Below are 16,176 nucleotides of genomic sequence, written 5' to 3'. Positions count from 1 at the left end.
TGGCCGGCAGGCTTCGCCAGCCAGGTTATTTATTATATGGGCATCCTGCCCGCCGGGGTGTCTCCCGGTTGATGCTTCCCTGCTGGGCTGTCGGTCATGACGTTACCGTCTATTCCGCCGCCCCCGGCAGTTTTGACACATCCGGGCTGCCCATGGCTTTTTCATCGGCTATCATGCTCCGGTCCTTACGGACTTTCGCCACATCCCCTGCGGTCACCGCCGGGGCTTTATTGCCCCAGCTGGTGCGGACAAAGTTTGCCACATCCGCCACTTGCTGATCGCTCAGCCGCCAGCCAAAGGATGGCATGGTCAGGTTAGAGACCGCCCCCTGGACTGCCGGGGTAGTGTTACCGGTGAGGATAATATGGATAAGCGAGGTGGGGTCATCGGTCTGCACCACCGGGTTACCTTTCAGGGACGGGAAGGCGCGTTTATAACCGACGCCATCCGTGCGGTGGCACGCGGCACAGTTATCCACATACAGCGCAGCGCCGGTTTTACTGTCATTCCCTTTCCACAGCTGTTGGGCTGTATCGTCCGCCTGCGGTGCCGGGGATTGTTTGCCCCCTTTCGGCGGCAGGGACTTCAGATAACGGGCAATGGCCGTGATGTCGTCATCGGACAGGTATTGCAGACTGTGTTCGACCACATCGCTCATACCGCCGAACACCACGCTTTTATCGTTACGACCGGTTTTCAGGAATTCGGCCAGTTCCGCCTCATTCCAGGTCCCCAGACCGTCGCGATTTTCACCGCGCAGGCTGGACGCAACCCAGCCGTCAATCGGTGCGTTGCTGCCGGACAAGTAATCATCCCCGTCCTGCTCGCTGAGGGCTTTTTCCTGCATGGTGATACTGCGCGGCGTATGGCATGCCCCGCAGTGCCCTAACCCTTCTACCAGGTAACGGCCACGCTCCAGCACGGGATCGGCGTTGCTGTTAATCACAAAGTCCTTGGGATCTGGGGCAAACAGCCCGCGCCAGATTGCCAGCGGCCAGCGCATAGAGAGCGGCCACGGGATATCGGTATCTTTGTTCGCCTCAGCAACGGGCTGCACGCCTTGCATAAAATAGGCATACATGGCGCGCATATCCGGCTCGGTTACCCGGGCAAAAGAGGGAAACGGCATCGCCGGGTAGAGGGTGGAGCCATCTTTACGCACCCCGCGACGTACCGCAGCATCGAACTCTTCAAAGGTATAGTTACCAATACCGTGCTGCTTGTCCGGGGTAATGTTGGTGGAGTAGATAGTGCCTATCGGGGTCGCCATTGCCAGGCCGCCCGCAAAAGGCTGGCCTTTGCTGCCGTTGGTGTGGCACGCCACGCAGTCACCGGCCCGGGCCAGATACTCGCCGCGTTTGATCAAGTCACTGTTATTTTGGGTATCCTGGGCCCAGCTCGCCATACTGAGCATCCCCAGGGCCAGGGCGGAGAAAAGTCGTTTTTTCATGATCTGCCTTCCTTTATGCCTGCACCAGTGGGCCCGGGTTCTTCAGGTACTGCTCGCGGATCGCTTTCGCAGACCAGTAGGCCAGTGCGGCCACGGTACCTGTCGGGTTATAGCCCAGTCCCTGCGGGAAGGCAGAGGCCCCAATAACAAACACGTTGTGCACGTCCCAGCTTTGCAAATAACGGTTTACGGCGCTGGTTTTCGGATCATCCCCCATTACCGCACCGCCGTTCATATGGGTGGTCTGGTAGCTGGTGGTGTCGAAATGGCTATTGGCGTTTTTCGGGCTGCCGAGAATATATTTCGGGTTCATGGCCTCGGCAATGGGTCGCAGCTTCGAGTACATAAACTGCGCCATTTTGATGTCATTTTCCTGCCAGTCAAACGTCATCCGCAGCAGCGGCTGGCCGAAGACGTTTTTGTAGTTCGGGTCCAGATCCAGGTAGTTCTGGCGATAAGACTGGTGCGCCCCGTGGGCATCCATCGACAAGTGGTGGGTGTAGGTATCCGCCACCGCCGCCTTCCATTTGCTGCCCCAGGCCGGGGTGCCCGGCGGAACCGGCAGGCCGGAGATAGGCTTGGTGCCCGCCTGGTTAACCCAGAACGGCGAGCCGCCCACAAACCCCAGCGGGCCGTGGTCAAAGTTATCGGCGTTGAAATCATCCACGCCCACCCCGTTACCACCGGCCCCGATAAACGGATTGGTGAAGGTGTCTTTATCAAAGATAGCCTTCACGGTGGTCATGTTCTGGTAGGCGAAGTTGCGGCCCACGACCCCTTCCCCGGTTTCCGGGTTATAGGGCTTACCGATGCCGGACAGCAGCATCAGGTGGACGTTATGGAACTGGAAGGCGCCAATAATGACCAGGTCCGCGGGCTGTTCAACCTCACGCCCCTGGCCATCCACGTAGGTCACCCCGGTGGCGCGCTGTTTGTCGTCCGTCAGGTTCACCTTCAGCACATTCGCATTGGTGCGCAGCTCAAAGCCTTTCTCACGGCGCAATGCGGGCAAAATGTTAACGTTAGGGGACGCTTTGGAGTACATATAGCAGGCATAACCGCTGCAGAAACCGCAGAAGTTACACGGCCCCATCTGGGCGCCATAGGGGTTAGTGTACGAGTCTGACGTGTTGGCAGACGGTAAGTTATAAGGGTGATAGCCAATCGATTTTGCGGCTTTCTCAAACAGCTGGGCAGACCAGGTGTTTTTCTGGGCCGGTAGCGGGAAATCCGCGGAGCGATCCGGCGCAAAGAAGTTGCCGCCTTTCCCTTCCCCCACTTTCTGGCCTTTAATGGTCCAGGCGGTGCCGGAGGTGCCAAAAACTTTTTCCGCTTTGTCGTAAAACGGTTCCAGCTCGTCGTAGGTCACCCCAAAGTCCTGGATTATCATATCGTCAGGAATAAAGTGTTTCCCGTAGCGCTCTTCGTAATGGCTGCGCATCCGCAGTTCAATCGGATCGGCGCGGAAATGGACCCCGGACCAGTGCAGGCCCGCACCGCCCACCCCGGTCCCCGGCAGGAACGCCGCCAGCTGGCGGTAAGGCACCGCCGTCTGGTTGCTGTCGTGGCGGATGGTTACCGTGCTTTTGGAGAGATCCTGGAACAGCTTACGGCGGATGTTATACGTTAGCTCATCAATCACCTGGGGATATGCGCCATCCGGCCAGGTGTCGCGCATTGGGCCGCGTTCAAGGGCGACCACATTCAGGCCCGCTTCAGTCAGTTCCTTGGCCATAATGGCCCCGACCCAACCAAAGCCGACGATTACCGCATCGGTTTTTTTCAGTACAGTTGCCATGCTTATGCCCTTACCCCATTAATTGATACTGGCGGGAAGGGATAGCGCTCGCCGCGTTCTACCCAGTCCATGAAATCGGCCCGCGCCCCCGGGAAATTAATCAACGTCCAGCCCACCATGCCTTTGTTACCGCCGTGGATCGGGTCACTGAAGAAGCCTTCACGGGTGTTTTGTAACAGGTAGGAGAAAAACAGACTGGCGGGCACTTGCGGGAACTGTGCGGAACCGGCTTCAAACGCGCTCAGGGTCGCATCTTGCTGTTCCGGGGTCAGATCGGCGAACACTTTACCGTGTTGCTGCTTGCACCAGGCGTTGGCGTCCGCAATCCCGAGATTGTAGATCTGCTTAGGGACCAGAGGCAGCTGATAGCCCATTTCTTTCGGGACATCCGGGTTAAACGGCCCCTGCATATACCAGATAGCGCCAGTGGCATAAGGGGTGTTCATCTGCTTATCAATAAACTCAGGGACACCGGCTTCCAGCGCACCTGGGCCGCGGTCGTCGGCGGGGATCAAGCGGGCCACGGCCGCCTTCACAAACGCCCATTCTTCAGTATTGAAAAATACCGGCTGCCACGCTTTACCATCCCCGGCTGACGCCCCAGAGGCTGCAGTTTTCGGGGTATCACTGGCGGCAGCGGCGGACCCGGCAAAACTCAGCGCACCAATATTGCCACCGGTCACCACAACGGCGGGGATTAATCCCATTGATTTTACAAGAAAATCACGCCTGGAACTGTTATTTCTTTCTTTCGACATAGTACATTCCCATCCAGAAATTGTTGTTGCTATAACACCAGGAACCTCGTAACGAACAGAAAACAAACAACGACAGCTAATTATTGTTATGCCATATCATGACCAGCGTATTGCCAGCCAGGTAACATGGATCGTTAATTGTTAGTTAATAATCACCGGAGTAATTGTAGTACTAAATAAACGAATATCGCGATATTACGCCGTCAGTTATCAGCAAAAAAGTGCGATTTTCGTTTGTCAGCCAGGTGATTATTCTACAGGTGAGTATTAACAAAAAGAGTAGTTCATTCATTCAATTAGCATTGTGAAAAATGGCGATCCTGCGGGAACCATTCTTCTGTGAAACACCAGATTGTTACCGGTAACCATCGCTAATTATATACTGTTCAGCCGGGTCGCTTACCAGTACATTTGTTGCCTTCTTCGATAAAAATTTTTAACATTATCGCCAGATATTCCCTACATTACCCCGCCAATACTGATGTTCGCTGGCTTTGGCGGTACGTACGGCACACCGCCAAAGAGATAGCAAAAAGAGCGATTATGCGTGAGCTTCTTTCAGCAACTGCTGAACGACCTGCTCCTGTTTCTCATAATTACCTTCACCAAAGGCGGCATAACGCAGCTGGCCGCGGCTGTCGAAATAATACTGCGCCGGCCAGTAGCGGTTACCGAAGGCCTGCCAAATCCGGTACTGGTTATCAGTGACCACCGGGTAACGGATGCCCCATTTTCTGACGGCATCCTGCACGGAAGGCAGGTTTTTCTCCCAGGGGTATTCCGGGGTATGCACCCCAATCACCACCAGCCCCCGGGGCTGGTATTTACGGTACAGTTCCCGCACGTGGGGCAGCGTATGCTGGCAATTGATGCAGTCATAGGTCCAGAAATCCACCAGCACCACGTGGCCCTTCAGGGCGGCGGCGGTCAGCGGGGGGCTGTTGATCCAGTCACCGCCGCCGTCCAGCTCAGGCATCGCACTGGTGGGCTGGGCGGCAGCCACCGGCTGGAGCCGGACTCTTCCCCCGGGCGCATCACGCCAGTCAATCAGCTGCTTTTCCAGCCGTTCGGCCAGGCCGGAGAGCTGGGGGTACAGATGATTACCTCCCCCGGTACTGACCAGCACGGCGATTAACATCACCCCCCCACCGCCCCGCCGCACCATCCCTAACAGCGGCTGGTGGCCCCGCAAACGGGCCACCAGCCGCTGGCCAGATACCCCCAGCAGTGCCAGCATCAGCGCACAGCCACCGCCATAGGCCAGCAGCAATACCCCGGTGGCCAGCGGGCTGCCTCCGGCCAGTGCCGTCCCGAGAATGGCGCCAAGGATCGGCCCGGCACAAGGGGACCAGAGCAACTCCACCGCCAGGCCGGACAGTAACGCGGCAATATCACCGCCGCCCCGCATACTGCGGAGATTCAGGTAGTTTCCCAGCCACACGGCGGGGGCCGCCAGGCGCTGAGCAATAGTCGGCGAGATTAACCCCAGCGCCGCAACCGCCAGCATCGCCAGCGCCAGCCAGCGCCCGATACGGGTCGCGGGGGTAATCCAGGCGCTGGAGACGGTCAATAACAGTGACAGGGCGGTGAACATCACCACCATTCCCAGCAGCAATAACAGAATATGGCGCTTACTGCCGCGAAAACTGGCAAATAACAGGGGAATCACCGGCAATGTGCAGGGGCTGAGCAGGCTTACCATCCCCCCCAGAAAAGCGATAACAGCAAACATAAGACACCTCGTGGCGGTTGCACAGCGGAACCCAGTGCCCGCTGTTGGTCCCGCCATTACATGCCGGCCAGGTATCGGTATTGTGTTGTCTGAGGGGGGTTTTTGTCTGGCGGTGTATCACGGCGGGCGCCCGATACAGTGTGATACGTTGCGGGGGAGCGCCAGACGGGCGCGTAGCCCCCCGTCCGGGGCGTTACTGAGCACCAGCTCGCCCCCCAGTTGCTGAGCCAGTTGCCGGGCAATGGCCAGCCCCAGCCCAGTGCCGCCGGTGGCGCGATTACGGGAGGACTCCAGCCGGTAAAAGGGCTGAAATACCGCCTCCAGCTCGCTTTCCGGGATCCCCGGCCCATTATCCGCAATAGTAATGATCACCCGGGCAGGGTCTGCGCTATCGAGAATAACCTCTGCCTGACTGGCGAACTTAAGCGCATTATCCACCAGATTCGTCATGATCCGCCGCAAGGCCTGGGGGCGGGTGGAAACCACAACAGCCACCGGAGAGGTGACAAAAGTGACGTGTTTACCGGTATCTACATAATCACACACCAGACTGTCGAGAAACCCAGGCAGCGCGAGGGGATGAAACGGCTCGGGGGGAACGTCCCGGGTGCGGGCATAGGCGATCCCCTCCCGCACCAGGCGGGTCATATTGTCGAGATCCTGGTTAAGCTTATCGCGCAAGGCGGGTTGGGCCGCCATTTCCACCCGCAGCTTCATCCGGGTGATTGGGGTCTGTAAATCATGGGATATCGCGGCCAGGATATGGGCGCGCTCTTTCAGGTGGCGCTGGATGCGGGACTGCATACTGTTAAAGGCCCTCGCCGCCTGGCGCACCTCCACCGGCCCCTGCTCCGGCATTGGTTCACTGTCGGTGGCGGGATCAATAGACTCTGCCGCCCGGGTAAAACGGGCAATGGGCCGCACCACATGGCGGACCGCCAGCCAGGCGCAAATCACCAGCAACACTAGCTGGATAAGCAACACCACCGGCAGCCAGCCCGCAACCGGCGCCATATGGGGGGTGACATCCAGAGTGAGCGGCGCGCCATCCCCCAGGCGCAAATGAAGCTGAAAATGGGGGATGTTACCGGGAACAGCGCTAAATGTCGGGGAATAGTGACCATCCAGCGCCTGTTGCAGTGCCCCGATAGCCGCCCGGGAACGGGCATCCACCGGTGCCGGGCCTGGCTGCCCCGCCCCCAGCACATAGCGGTAGTTACCCCGGTTAAGCCGCGCCAGCCAGGCCGGGCGCTCCACTGCCGGTAACCGGTCGAGGATTGCCACACTGGTGGCCACGTCCTGCCCGAGGGTGTTGAGCATTACCGTGCGGGCGCTCGCCATCCGCTCTGCCAGCACCAGGCTAAGGCTCAGCCCGTTAGCCAGCAGTAACCCCGGCAGGATGATAAGCATTAGCCTGGCCAGCAGGCTCCCGGGCCAGAGGGTCATTCCCGCCCTGCGGCAATCACCACCGGCATGGCAAAGACATAGCCTTCGCTGCGCACGGTCTTGATGTACGCCGGGGTGCGGGCGTCATCATTCAGGCGCTGGCGTACCCGGCTGACCAGCAGGTCGATAGATCGCTCAAACAATTCGGCGTCCCGCCCCTGGGTCAGGTTGAGCAATTGGTCCCGGGTGAGCACCCGCCGGGGATTATCCACAAAGACCCGTAGCAGCCGGTATTCCGCACCGCTCAGGGCAGTGATCACCCCCGCCGGGTCCACCAGGTGGCGGGCAGTAGTATCCAGTTGCCAGTCACCAAACGCGATAATACGCGCCGCCTCGCTGATTTGCAGATTGGGGGGCAGGCTGCGCAGCCGCCGGAGGATAGCTTTGATGCGCGCCAGCAGTTCCCGGGCCACAAAGGGTTTGACCAGGTAATCATCGGCCCCCATCTCCAGCCCGAGGATACGGTCCATATCGTCACTGCGGGCGGTCAGCATCAATACCGGCAGGTCTTTATAAGGGCCGCTGCGTAGCTGGCGGCACAGTGTCAGCCCGTCATCCCCGGGCATCATCACATCCAGTACCACCAGATCCACATGGTGATGCTCCAGCATCCGGTACATCGCCTTGCCGTTGGCGGCCCCCCCGGCCCGGTAGCCAGACGTGACCAGGTAATCCACCACCAGCTCACGGATGTCGCTATCGTCATCCACCACCAATATGTAGTCGCGTTGATCCATGATTTATCCCGGCAAGTGAAAGGTAACGGTGTTTTTCAACATAGCACAGCCCCGGTCAGTTAGCGGGCTAGCCCTCTCCGAGCTTATTCGCGGCCACCACCGCGTTGGTAAAGGCCACGGGATCTTCCTGGGGCGGGTTGTGGCCAATATTGCCGGTAAAGGTCACGTGCTGGTATTTGCCGGTAAATTTGCCGGCGTAGGTCTGCGGGGCCGGATGCGGGGCGCCGTTATTATCCCCTTCAATGGTAATGGTCGGCACACTAATCGCGGGCAGTGTCGCCAGTTTCTGCTCGTCGGCGGCGTATTTGGCCTCGCCTTTTTCCAGCCCCAGCCGCCAGCGATAGTTATTCAGGGTAATGGCCACATGGTCCGGGTTGTCCAGCGATGCGGCACTGGCGTTGAAGGTGGCGTCGCTGAATTTCCAGCCCGGGGAGGCTTGCTGCCAGATCAGCCGCGCAAAATCGTGGGTATTTTTGCTGTACCCCTGTTTGCCGCGCTCAGTGGCAAAGTAGAACTGATACCACCACTGCAATTCGGCCTGGGGCGGTAGCGGCTTCTCGCCGATAGCCTGGCTGCTGATAAGATAACCGCTGACCGATACCAGGGCTTTCACGCGCCCGGGCCACAGGGCGGCGACGATATCCGCACTGCGGGCCCCCCAGTCGTAACCGGCAAACACCGCCTGCTTGATATGCAGCGCATCCATCAGGGCCACAACGTCATGGGCCATGGCGACGGGCTCGCCATTTCTCGGCGTGCTGGCCTGCAAAAATCGGGTGGTACCAAAACCGCGATTATAGGGAACTATCACCCGAAACCCTTGTTTTGCCAGCGCCGGGGCCACGTGTTGATAACTGTGAATATCATAGGGCCAGCCGTGCAGCAGAATAACCGGCTGGCCGTCCTTCGGCCCGAGGTCCACATAGCCAATATTCAGCTCACCGGCGTTGATCTGGTTAACGTTGTCAAAGGCCGTTTGCGGTGCGGTGGTTTCAGCCTGGCACGCAGAAACGGTGGCTGCCGCGAGGATGGCGACCAGGGATGATAAGGTGATATTGTTCATAACAGTCTCTCCGGATGTAAGAAGTGGTTGTGTGGTCATATCAACCGCCGGATGTATCCAGAATGTGTTGCCTGACCGGGAGAATTGTATGGCACTGTATCTGCCCGCCGGTGTTCCCCCCTCACTGCCGCACAACAGACCCATCCGCCGCGTTCCGCGCGCCCCGTGATAACACTGCAATGGCCACCCCGGCCATAAACCCTTACAATACGGCCATCATTATTATTGACTGTTCAGTCTGGAATTAGATAGATTCAGAGTATGGCACGACATAAAGCATTTGATCTTCACCAGGCATTAAAGCGTGCCATTGCGGTATTTGCCGCCCACGGTTTTGCCGGCACATCCACGGCTATGCTGTTGAATGCCATGGGAATAAGCCGCCAGAGTTTGTATGACACTTTCGGTGATAAGCGCCAGCTGTATTTGGCCGCCCTGTCCCACTACAGCCAGGAGAGCGTGAGCGACATCCTCCAGCATCTCGAACAGGCAAGCACCGCCCGGGCCGGGCTTGAGCAGGCGCTGGCGGCGTTTACGCAACGGCCTGCGGATCAAGGCTGCATGGGGGTCAACGCGGTATGTGAGTTTGGAATAAGCGATCGCGACATCACCCAGGCCACTCACCAGAGCGGGTTGCGGCTGGCCACAGGGCTGGCCCACTGCATCCGCGAGGGCCAGCAACGGGGGGAGTTTGACCCGCAGCTTGATCCACACAGCGCCGCCGGCTACCTGATGACGCTGCTAAGCGGGCTGAAAGTGGCCGCCCGCGGCGGGGCCAGCGAGCAGGCGCTGCGCCAGACGCTGCAAATCGCATTGCGTAATCTCTGATTACGCCAGGCTGAGTAAGGTACCGGTCCGCCGGTATTTTTTTACTCTTTATTTAGACTAATCAATCCAGAAACTGATAATGCAATGAAAAATAACACCACAGGTAAAAAAGCGCTGGTCATCGGCGGCGCACGGGGCATTGGCGCCGCTATCGTACAGCGCCTCAGCCAGGATGGCGCAGCGGTAGCCTACACCTGGGTCACCCGGGCAACGCACGCCAGTGGCCTGGCCATCCAGGCAGATAGCGCCGACCCTCTGGCCCTGGCTGCTGCCGTAGATCATGCGGCTAACACCCTGGGCGGGCTGGATATTCTGATCTATAACGCCGGGATCCTGATCCCCGGTGATATTGCCAGCTATAAACTGGCGGATGTCGATCGTATGTACGCCGTGAATGTCCGCGGCCCCTTTGCCGCCGTCCAGGCCGCGCTGGCCCACCTGCCCGCCGGGGGAAAAATCATTACCGTGGGCAGTATCGCCAGTGAGGCCGCCCACGGGCCAGGCTCTACGGTCTACGGCATGACCAAAGCCGCCGTGGCCAGAATGGTACGCGGCCTGGCCTGGGATCTGGCCCCGCGCGGGATAACGATTAACGATGTCCAGCCCGGCCCCATCGCCACCGACATGACTCCCGGCAGCGGTGAGCTGGCAGAACGGTTGCGCAATGCCAGCCCCCAGCAACGGCTGGGCAGCGCGCAGGAGGTGGCGGATTTTGTCACCTGGCTGGCGCTCCACGCCCCGGATTATATCCACGGTGCCGGGCTAAAAATTGATGGCGGGTTTACCGCCTGATCCTTTGGCCCTGCGCCGATTACCCCCGGTAGCGGCGCTCCCCCCAGGCCAGCGCCGCCGTAATCAGGGCATGGAGCAGTTGCTGCACCTGCCCTGCCGCCGCGGCTTGCCAGCCAAAACTGCACTCATCCATATAAATCGCCTGGGCCATCTCCAGCTGTACCGCATGAATATGCCGCTGGGGGTCGCCATAATGCCGGGTGATATAACCCCCTTTAAAGCGCCCGTTCAGCACATAACGGTAGTGAGGTACCCCTGGCGGCGGATTGGCACAAATATCCAGCAACGCCGCACTGAGGGAAGGATCACAGCTGGCGCCGTCTGCAGTGCCAAAGTTCATATCCGGCAGGCGCCCCTCAAACAGCCGGGGTACCACGGACTTTATCGAGTGCGCATCCCACAGCAGCACATAACCAAACCGGGCGCGCAGCCGCGCCAGCTCATCATTCAGCGCCTGATGGTAAGGCCGCCAGATTTTCGCCAGAATCTGATCTTTGGCGTGCTGATCCGGCTGGCCTCCGGGGATAAACAGCGGTTCACCGTCGAAAAAGATATCGCTGAACAGCCCGGTGGTGGCACTGGCATAAAGCGGGGTGTCATCCGCCGGGCGGTTAAGATCCACCACATAGCGGGAGTAACCGGCACACAGGGTGCTGGCCCCCAGCCCGGCAATCTGCTGGTACAGTTGTGGGATATGCCAGTCGGTGTCCTCAAGGCGCCGGGCGCGAGGGCTCAGCCCGGCGGCCACTTCCGGGGTGAGCGCCGTCCCCGGATGGGGCATGCTCACCAGCAGCGGTATGGTGCCCTGGTGGAGCTCAAAGGGTGCTGTCACGGTAAACCTCCTTACCCTGATAAATAACCTGTTTCGATAATGTCCCCCCCAGCCAGTAGCTCAGCTCCGCCGGGTGCTGTATATCCCAGGCCACGAAACTGGCCTCTTTGCCCGCCTCCAGCGATCCATAACGCTCCTCCAGCCCCAGGGCCCGGGCGGCAAACAGGGTCACCCCCGCCAGCGCCTCTTCCGGGGTCATACCGAATAATGTACAGGCCATATTCATCATCAGCCGCAGCGACAGCACCGGCGAGGTGCCTGGGTTCATATCCGTGGCGATGGCCACCGGTACCCCGTACTGGCGCAGCAAATCCAGTGGCGGCGGTTGTGTTTCCTTCAAAAAGTAATAGGCGCCAGGCAGCAGGACCGCGACTGTCCCTTGTGCGGCCATCAGGCCGATATCCTCCTCGCAGAGATATTCCAGATGGTCTGCCGACAGGGCGCGGTAGCGGGCCGCCAGGGCTGCCCCGTGTTGCCGGGAAAGCTGTTCCGCGTGGAGCTTAACCGGCAGCCCCAGTTCCCGGGCGGTATCAAACACCCGCGCCACCTGGGCCGGGGAGAACGCCAGGTGCTCGCAGAACGCGTCCACCGCATCCACCAGCCCTTCCCGGTGCAGGGTCGGCAGTAACTGCCGGCACACATAGTCGATCCAGTCATCTGCCCGCTGCTGATATTCCGGGGGCAATGCATGGGCCGCCAGGCAGGTACTGCGTACGGTTAACGGCAACAGGGCCGCGATACGGCGGATAACCCGCAACATCGCGCGCTCGCTGTCCAGATCGAGGCCATAGCCGGACTTAATCTCCAGCGCGACCACCCCCTCCTGGCGCAGGGCATTAATCCGCTTGAGGGCGCAGTCCAGCAGTTGTTGCTCGCTGGCGGCCCGGGTGGCGCGCACCGTGCTCGCTATTCCGCCCCCTGCGGCGGCGATATCTGCGTAGCTGGCCCCCTGCAAGCGCTGTTCAAACTCCGCCCCGCGATGGCCACCGAAGACCGCATGGGTGTGGCAATCCACCAGGCCCGGGGTGACCAGCCGCCCCTGTAAATCCACCCGCCGGGATACCGGCAGATCCGGTGCGTGACCGGCCTCCCCCACCCAGACAATCTGCGGGCCTGCGCTAAGCAGCTCCCCGTGCGGGATCAGGTTATAACGCCCTCCCGCCATGGTGGTTATCTGGCAATGATGCCAACGCGTGTACATAGCACTCCTCCTGGCGGCTAATCAGTAACCAGCATGTCATCCGCCCGGCCGCTGACCTGACGTTTGCGTAACACGTAATAGACCACCGCCGGGACCACCAGTCCGATAATCCACGAAATATCAATCCCGCCCAGCAGTTTCACCAGTGGGCCACTGTAGAACCCACTGTCGATAAACGGGGTCTGTATTACCACCCCCATGATGTAAACCCCGAGGCCGGTAGCATTCCAGGCCCGGTATTTCCCCCGGGGATCGTTCAGGGCGGCGGTATCAATGTCCCGATGGTTAAAACCGTAGTAGTCCACCAGATTGACCGCACTCCAGGGGGTGAAAAAGGTCAGTAAAAACAGCAAAAAAGATTTAAAGGCCGCGAGGAAGGCATGTTGCCCGAGGATAGCAAGACCAGTGGCGACCAGAATGATGGCCGCCAGCACCAGCAAGCGCACCCGGCGGCTAATCTGTACTGCGCCACTACCGCAGCGGTATACCGTGGTCAGACACATCAGGCTGCCGTAGGCATTCAGGGTATTGATAGTGAGTTTGCCAAACGCGATGCTCAGGTAGAGCAAGGTGGCCACGGCACCGCTGCCGCCCAGGCCAACGATATAGTCCACCTCATGGCCTACCAACTTACCCTGTGACATCGCCGCCGCCAGCACCCCGACTGTCATGGCTATCTGCGCCCCAATCACCGAGCCGCTGCCCACCGCCAGGAACACTCGCCGCGACGGGGTGCTGCGCGGTAAATAGCGGGAATAATCCGCCACATAGGGGCCAAAGGTGATTTGCCAGGACGCGGATAGCCCGACGGCGGTCAAAAAGCTGCTCCAGCGGAATGGCTGGAAAGTGATCAGGGTACTGAGTGGCTGGAGTGTGCTGATTTTCCAGAAGAGATAGACAAAGGCCACAATGCCCACCAGGCTTGCCAGTTTCCCCAACAGGTGAATCAGGCGGTAGCCCACATAGGCGATTATCAGCGTCGCGAGGGCGAACACCATAATACCGCTGGTTTCGGATACCCCGCACAGGGCGGATATCGCCTGGCCGGACAGTACCGCCCCGGTGGCGATAAACCCCAGATACATCAGGCACACCAGCAGAATAGGCAGGCAAGCGCCATAAACCCCAAACTGCACCCGGCTGCTGATCATTTGGGGGATGCCCAATTGCGGGCCCTGGGCCGCGTGCAGCGCCATAACGACACCGCCGGCTATCTGGCCTATCGCCAGGCCAATCAGGGACCAGAACACATCGCCGCCAAACACAATTGCCAGGGCGCCGGTCACAATGGCAGTAATTTGTAAATTTGCCCCCAGCCACAGGGTGAACTGGCTGAACGCACTGCCGTGACGTTCACTGTCGGGGATGGGGTCAATAGAACGGGTTTCAATATAACTGTTGTTGCTCATGGTGGCGCTCCGCTACCGGTGCGCGCGGCCAACACCGCACGCCGGTGCCCGAAAATAGGGGGAGGTTTATACCGGCTGATTTAGCCGGTGATCATCGGCAGGTTCAGCCCCTGCTCCCGGGCGCACGCAATGGCAATGTCGTAACCGGCATCCGCATGGCGCATCACCCCGGTCGCCGGATCATTGCTCAATACCCGGGCGATACGTTCCGCCGCATCGTCAGTGCCGTCACAGACAATCACCACCCCCGCATGCTGGGAGAACCCCATTCCCACCCCGCCGCCGTGGTGCAATGACACCCAGGTCGCCCCGCTGGCGGTATTGAGCAGGGCGTTCAACAGCGGCCAGTCAGAAACGGCATCCGACCCGTCGAGCATGGCTTCGGTTTCGCGGTTCGGGCTGGCGACAGAGCCGGAATCCAGATGGTCGCGGCCAATCACAATCGGCGCGGAGACTTCACCACTACGCACCATTTCATTAAATGCCAGCCCGAGCCGGGCGCGCTGGCCAAGCCCGACCCAGCAAATACGCGCCGGTAACCCCTGGAAACTGATCCGCTCCCGGGCCATATCCAGCCAGCGGTGCAAGTGATTATCATCCGCCAGCAGCGCTTTGACTTTGGCATCAGTGCGGTAAATATCTTCCGGGTCACCGGACAGCGCCACCCAGCGAAATGGCCCGATCCCCCGGCAGAACAGCGGGCGGATATACGCCGGAACAAATCCGGGGAAATCAAACGCATTCGCCACTCCCATTTCTTTGGCCATCTGGCGAATATTGTTACCGTAGTCGAATACCGGTATGCCCCGGCGCTGGAAGGCCAGCATCGCGGTGACATGTTCGGCCATCGATGCCTTTGCCGCCTGGATAACCCGCTCCGGTTCAGTAACGGCCAGGGCGCGGTAAGTGTCCCAGTCCCAGCCCGCCGGCAGGTAACCGTTGAGCGGGTCATGGGCGCTGGTCTGGTCGGTGACCAGATCCGGGCGTACACCGCGTGTAACCAGCTCAGGAAGCACCTCCGCCGCATTGCCGCGTAGCGCAATGGAGACCGCTTTCCCCTGTGTGGTATAGCGTTGCAGGCGCGCCAGTGCATCGTCCAGATCCCTGGCCTGCTCGTCCACATAGCCAGTGCGCAGACGAAAATCGATACGCGATTGCTGGCATTCAATACTCAGCGAGCAGGCCCCGGCCAGGGTCGCCGCCAGGGGCTGTGCGCCCCCCATGCCCCCCAGGCCAGCAGTCAGCACCCAGCGCCCGCGCAGATCGCCGTTATAGTGCTGGCGCCCCGCTTCAACAAAGGTTTCATAGGTGCCCTGCACAATGCCCTGGCTGCCGATATAGATCCATGAGCCTGCCGTCATCTGGCCGTACATCGCCAGCCCTTTGGCATCCAGTTGGTTAAAATGCGCCCAGTTAGCCCAGTGGGGGACCAGGTTAGCGTTGGCAATAAGTACCCGCGGCGCGTTGCGATGGGTTTTAAACACCCCCACCGGTTTACCGGACTGCACCAGCAGCGTTTCGTCATCTTCCAGCTGTTTCAGGGTGGCGACAATCTTGTCGTAACACTCCCAGTTTCTGGCGGCGCGGCCAATACCGCCATACACCACCAGCTCATGGGGGTTTTCCGCCACGTCTGGGTCGAGGTTATTCATTAACATGCGCAGCGGCGCTTCTGTCAGCCAGCTTTTGGCAGTTAGCATAGTGCCGCGGGGTGCGCGGATATCGACATCACGAAAACGGGTTGTTTGCTTGCTCATGCACCTTACCTTATCAACGATGCTGAATTGTTGTTTTTATGTTCTTTTGGTAACTTGTATATACATGATAAGCACATTAAGTGCCAGTTTAGGCAAAAAGTTAAATACTCTTTTTATATCATTTAGTTAACCAAATACCCGACTATTACCCCGTTGAAAACACGGCAGTTAGATGATCTTTTTTAGTGCCGAAAACCGCGACCATGCCTCATTTTTGTGCGCCGGTTAGTCATGGCGACAACGGATAAAGAGGGTTTATGTCGGAGATTGACGCGTAATGTGAAAGCTGCAACGGGACACCATAGTTAGCCCGCCCAGGCCAGCAGATCGGGAAAATGGCAGATATGCCGAGGCTCACTTCGCTACAATTCAC

At 59.4% G+C, this 16,176-nt stretch carries 13 protein-coding genes; 2 read left to right on the top strand and 11 right to left on the bottom strand.

Features of this window, described 5'->3' with window-relative positions; translation table 11 throughout:
* Positions 1–109: 109 nt before the first annotated feature.
* The 7 genes from F9C28_RS08470 to F9C28_RS08440 form a co-directional block, all read right to left on the bottom strand.
* Positions 110–1,450 (bottom strand): c-type cytochrome, encoded by a 1,341-nt coding sequence (locus F9C28_RS08470; protein WP_233148992.1) that lies wholly within the window; start codon positions 1,448–1,450, stop codon positions 110–112.
* A 13-nt stretch (positions 1,451–1,463) separates the two neighbouring features.
* Positions 1,464–3,248: a GMC family oxidoreductase gene (locus F9C28_RS08465; RefSeq protein ID WP_199014794.1), complete on the bottom strand. Its 1,785-nt coding sequence runs from the start codon at positions 3,246–3,248 to the stop codon at positions 1,464–1,466.
* Positions 3,249–3,250: 2 nt separating this feature from the next.
* On the bottom strand, positions 3,251–4,006 hold the full coding sequence (locus F9C28_RS08460) for a gluconate 2-dehydrogenase subunit 3 family protein (protein WP_199014793.1): 756 nt from the start codon (positions 4,004–4,006) through the stop codon (positions 3,251–3,253).
* Positions 4,007–4,547: 541 nt separating this feature from the next.
* A complete protein-coding gene (locus F9C28_RS08455) occupies positions 4,548–5,738 on the bottom strand; it encodes a cytochrome c biogenesis protein/redoxin (protein WP_199014792.1) in 1,191 nt (396 codons plus the stop codon).
* A 117-nt stretch (positions 5,739–5,855) separates the two neighbouring features.
* Positions 5,856–7,184: an ATP-binding protein gene (locus F9C28_RS08450; protein ID WP_199014791.1), complete on the bottom strand. Its 1,329-nt coding sequence runs from the start codon at positions 7,182–7,184 to the stop codon at positions 5,856–5,858.
* Positions 7,181–7,921 (bottom strand): response regulator, encoded by a 741-nt coding sequence (locus tag F9C28_RS08445; RefSeq protein ID WP_199014790.1) that lies wholly within the window; start codon positions 7,919–7,921, stop codon positions 7,181–7,183. The genes F9C28_RS08450 and F9C28_RS08445 overlap by 4 nt, the downstream gene beginning before the upstream one ends.
* Before the next feature lie 67 nt (positions 7,922–7,988).
* Positions 7,989–8,984: an alpha/beta fold hydrolase gene (locus tag F9C28_RS08440; protein ID WP_199014789.1), complete on the bottom strand. Its 996-nt coding sequence runs from the start codon at positions 8,982–8,984 to the stop codon at positions 7,989–7,991.
* Between the two features lie 261 nt (positions 8,985–9,245).
* Here F9C28_RS08440 and F9C28_RS08435 point away from each other — a divergent pair, with 261 nt between their 5' ends.
* On the top strand, positions 9,246–9,812 hold the full coding sequence (locus F9C28_RS08435; RefSeq protein WP_199014788.1) for a TetR/AcrR family transcriptional regulator: 567 nt from the start codon (positions 9,246–9,248) through the stop codon (positions 9,810–9,812).
* A gap of 84 nt (positions 9,813–9,896) precedes the next feature.
* Positions 9,897–10,604, top strand: coding sequence for an SDR family NAD(P)-dependent oxidoreductase (locus tag F9C28_RS08430; protein ID WP_199014787.1), 708 nt, complete (start codon positions 9,897–9,899; stop codon positions 10,602–10,604).
* Between the two features lie 19 nt (positions 10,605–10,623).
* Here the strand turns inward: F9C28_RS08430 and hutG are convergent, their stop codons facing one another.
* The 4 genes from hutG to hutU all read right to left on the bottom strand — a co-directional run bounded on the left by hutG (position 10,624) and on the right by hutU (position 15,803).
* Positions 10,624–11,436: an N-formylglutamate deformylase gene (gene hutG, locus F9C28_RS08425; RefSeq protein WP_199014786.1), complete on the bottom strand. Its 813-nt coding sequence runs from the start codon at positions 11,434–11,436 to the stop codon at positions 10,624–10,626.
* Positions 11,420–12,637 (bottom strand): imidazolonepropionase, encoded by a 1,218-nt coding sequence (hutI, locus tag F9C28_RS08420; protein WP_199014785.1) that lies wholly within the window; start codon positions 12,635–12,637, stop codon positions 11,420–11,422. Before hutI ends, hutG begins: the two co-directional genes overlap by 17 nt.
* Positions 12,638–12,654: 17 nt before the next feature.
* A complete protein-coding gene (locus F9C28_RS08415; RefSeq protein ID WP_199014784.1) occupies positions 12,655–14,046 on the bottom strand; it encodes a purine-cytosine permease family protein in 1,392 nt (463 codons plus the stop codon).
* A gap of 80 nt (positions 14,047–14,126) precedes the next feature.
* Complete coding sequence (gene hutU / locus F9C28_RS08410; protein ID WP_199014783.1) at positions 14,127–15,803, bottom strand: urocanate hydratase; 1,677 nt, start codon at positions 15,801–15,803, stop codon at positions 14,127–14,129.
* Positions 15,804–16,176 lie beyond the last annotated feature (373 nt).

It is taken from the genome of Shimwellia pseudoproteus, assembly GCF_016415625.1.
GTDB lineage: Bacteria > Pseudomonadota > Gammaproteobacteria > Enterobacterales > Enterobacteriaceae > Shimwellia > Shimwellia pseudoproteus.
Note: the sequence above shows the minus strand (reverse complement) of the source record. Positions and strands in the feature narration are given on the sequence as shown.